Below are 3,317 nucleotides of genomic sequence, written 5' to 3'. Positions count from 1 at the left end.
ACTGGGACGGAGCCACATGCGCATTCTCGACATCGGCGGCGAGATATCTTTCGATTCTTCCACGGATGGGCCCGGACGTGCCGATGTAACCGACCTGGAACACGAGTCCCCGAATGCGAACACACTGGCGCCCACCTCGGCGGATTCCGTTGACAGAGTTGTCGTATACACACCACCTCACGTCATCAGGAGTCCACCATGAAGACCACGAAGATCCTTCGGTCCATCACCGTCGCCGGCGCCTTCGCCGCAGCACTGTCTCTGTCGGCCTGCGATATGAACATCTCCTTCGGTCCTCCCGATCAGGATCAGACAGAAGCGCAGGAGGGAGAGGACGGTTCGGCCGATCCCGATGATTCGCAAACAGACCAGACGCGAACCGAGCAGGCTCCCGATTCCTCCTCGAGTCAAGGCTCGAACGACGGCACGAGTTCGGGCTACGGCACCTCGTCATCGTCGGATGCGTCGTCATCCTCGGGAACGTCCACCTCGGCGGGACAGGGATCATCGAGTTCAAGCGGTGAGAACGCAGGAGCCGGCAAGCCCGGATTCGAGATCGACGAACACGGCAATGGCGAGATTCCCGCCGCCATGCTCGAGGAGGACATCCGAGATGCGTATTCGAAGCAGGGGACGACGGTCGACGAGGTCGAATGCCTCAACGATCTGATGATCATTTCGGAACAGGGCTCCGCCTCGTGCAATGTCACCGCTTACGGCGAGAAGCGCTACGGCACGGTCAAGGTCACCTCGGTCACGGGCGCGAACGTCCGCTACAAGCTCGACTTCCCGAGCTTCAACTGAGCCACCGCGTCATCTCGCTTTCGGGTCGATAGCGGGGAACATCTCGCAACCGCCCATCGTTATGGCAAGTGCACGCCTTCACATGTCGTGCACCTGCCACAGAGACCAGCGAGGAGCATTCCCATGACGCGCAGAGTCCAGTACACACAGAACGGCGATATCGACCAGCTTCACATCGCCGAGGCGGAATCCCCTGCCGTTGGTTCCGGTCAGGTCCGCATCGCAGTCCGCTATGCCGGGCTCAACCCGGTCGATCTCGCCGTCATCGGCGGCGCCTTCGGGGAAGCCACCGGCACCAAAGGCAACGGCGCCGACTTCTCGGGCGTCGTCGACAGCGTCGGTGACGGCGTCACGGGCTTCTCCCCCGGAGACCTGGTCTTCGGAGGACGGCCGCATCGCACGCAGACGACGCAGCTACTCATCCGGGACCCGGCCGAACGCCTCGACAAGATCCCGCCAGGCCTCAGCACCGAAGTGGCCGGAGGCCTGTACATCGCCGGGCGCACCGCGGTCGCGGGCATTCGCGCCCTGTCCATCGCCGAAGGTGAAACCGTCCTCGTCACCGGTGCATCCGGTGGAGTCGGAATCATCGCCGCCCAACTGGCAGCCAACCTCGGCGCTCGAGTCATCGGCACAGCCAGTGAGGCCAACCATGCCCTGCTGCGCAGTCTGGGCATCGAACCCATCGCCTACGGAGAGGGTCTTGAAGCCCGCCTGCGCGAGGCCGCGCCCGAGGGCATCGATGCCGCATTCTCGACCCAGGGCGAAGACGAGCTCGCCCGCCTCCTGAACTTCGACATTCCGTCCGAGCGCATCAATTCGATCGGTGCTGGCCCGCATGTCGCCGACACATACGGGGTTCGCATCGACGGTGAGGCGACAGCCGGCCGCGGTGACCTCGCCTGGCTGGCCAAGGCGATCGCCTACGGCCATGTGCATGTGCCCGTCGCACGGGTCTTCGCGCTCGACGAAGTCCAGAACGCCTACCGGTTCCTCCGAGACTCGCACCCTGCCGGCAAGGTCGTCCTCCGCATCGATGCTGCTCCCCTCAGCGACGAGCAGCGCGGGTTCCTCGGCCACTGAGCCTCAGGAATATCGGGGCCGGGTTCATGCGTTCTCCCGTATGACACCGATGAACAGCATTCCGTGCTGACGAGTCGGATCCGACAACTGTTAAGGAGTAAGCATAATGGCTGTTTCAGACAAGAAAGTCGCATTCCTCCTCACTCGCGGCGTCGAACAAGTCGAACTCACCAGCCCTCGCGGAGCACTCGACGAGGCCGGTGCGACGACGGTCATCGTCTCGCCATCCGAAGGAACATTGCAGGCGATGAACGGCGACTGGGAGCATGCCGACGAGTTCAACGTCGACGTTCCCGTCTCGCAGGCCACGGTCGACGACTTCGATGCACTCGTGCTTCCAGGCGGAACGCTGAATGCAGACGCGCTGCGCCTCGATGAGGATGCGGTCGCACTCGTGAAGGCGTTCTTCGCGGCCGAGAAGCCAGTGGCCGCGATCTGCCATGCGCCATGGATCCTCGCCGAATCCGGTGTGGCGAAGGGCCGAAAACTGACCTCGTTCGTCTCGACGAAGACGGACCTCGTCAATGCAGGGGCCTCGTGGGAGGATTCCGAGGTCGTCGTCGACGGCAACCTCATCACCTCACGCAACCCGGGAGACCTCGACGCGTTCAACTCGGCCATCGCGAACGCGCTGGGCTGATGCGCTGAACAGGGCGCCGATACGTCTGGCGAACCACTGGCAAGTACGCTTAGAATCAGTTTCGGCCCTGGTCGAGAATCAGTTCTCGGCCAGGGCCGAACATTCTATTGACTCTCGGCAGTCCTCACCTGAAACCTAGTGCGGTCGTGCAACGAGCAGGGCAGGCACAGTCGAATTACTCACCAGCCACTTCGCTAAGTCTCGATCAATCATCCGGGCCAGAAGCATGCATTGCTCGTGCCCTTCACGCGCGGACATTCGGGCATGCTGTCCGTTCAACGGAAAGCCGTTGACGATCGGCTCATGGTGAGCAACCCTGTTGCGCAGATCGTTCACACTTTTACACACGCTGTGCACCCAATCTCGGGTGAAGTTCGGTTCAGCACTCGAGGTCGCTTAAGGCCCGCGCCTCCGGCTTCCTTCCTGGAAAGGCGAACTTGCAGGCCGCATGCCACAAAGGTTCGTCATCCGCTTCATGCCGTCGCGGCTCCCTGCCGGCGAAGCTTCCCGAGTCAAGCAGGTTGACCCGAAGGTGCATTGCGCAACTAACCTGCCGGGGACATCGGCATCGGCAGCACGTCGGCGCACGGACTCCCGGAGATATCGCCAAGCCGCACGTTTGTGTCCGAATACCAATGATCGCCCCACGCTGCAGATGCCGCATCATGCATGGCATTTCTGAGTGCAACTTCGAGAATCGCAATATCGGCAAGGAATGCAACCGAAAGGTCGCGATTCCACACGTACAGATCGCGAGCGACTGCCTCACTTTGGCCTGCAGCGTTGAGGA

3 protein-coding genes and 1 pseudogene are annotated in these 3,317 nt (G+C 62.2%); 3 read left to right on the top strand and 1 reads right to left on the bottom strand.

Going from position 1 to position 3,317, the window contains the following annotated elements; all coding sequences use genetic code 11:
* Positions 1-198 precede the first annotated feature (198 nt).
* From L0G76_RS14965 to L0G76_RS14955, 3 genes are all read left to right on the top strand, one after another.
* The gene (locus L0G76_RS14965) at positions 199-804 is read left to right on the top strand and encodes a hypothetical protein (RefSeq protein WP_304357949.1); all 606 of its coding nucleotides are present in this window, start codon (positions 199-201) and stop codon (positions 802-804) included.
* Positions 805-927: 123 nt separating this feature from the next.
* Entirely contained in the window at positions 928-1,887 is a 960-nt protein-coding gene (locus tag L0G76_RS14960) for an NADP-dependent oxidoreductase (protein WP_304357948.1), read from the top strand.
* A gap of 106 nt (positions 1,888-1,993) precedes the next feature.
* Positions 1,994-2,527 (top strand): type 1 glutamine amidotransferase domain-containing protein, encoded by a 534-nt coding sequence (locus L0G76_RS14955; protein WP_304357947.1) that lies wholly within the window; start codon positions 1,994-1,996, stop codon positions 2,525-2,527.
* Positions 2,528-3,072: 545 nt separating this feature from the next.
* Here L0G76_RS14955 and L0G76_RS14950 read toward each other — a convergent pair.
* Positions 3,073-3,317 (bottom strand): annotated as a pseudogene (locus L0G76_RS14950) (hypothetical protein); the annotation flags it as partial.

It is taken from the genome of Brevibacterium picturae (assembly GCF_030453725.1).
Taxonomy (GTDB): domain Bacteria; phylum Actinomycetota; class Actinomycetes; order Actinomycetales; family Brevibacteriaceae; genus Brevibacterium; species Brevibacterium sandarakinum_A.
The sequence above is the reverse complement of the archived record's forward strand: the minus strand, read 5'-3'. Positions and strand labels throughout refer to the sequence as shown.

Bases quoted from the DNA above. Each gene is read 5' to 3' on its own strand.
- L0G76_RS14955 (WP_304357947.1), top strand. From the start codon at position 1,994: ATGGCTGTTTCAGACAAGAAAGTCGCATTCCTCCTCACTCGCGGCGTC.
- L0G76_RS14960 (WP_304357948.1), top strand. From the start codon at position 928: ATGACGCGCAGAGTCCAGTACACACAGAACGGCGATATCGACCAGCTT.
- L0G76_RS14965 (WP_304357949.1), top strand. From the start codon at position 199: ATGAAGACCACGAAGATCCTTCGGTCCATCACCGTCGCCGGCGCCTTC.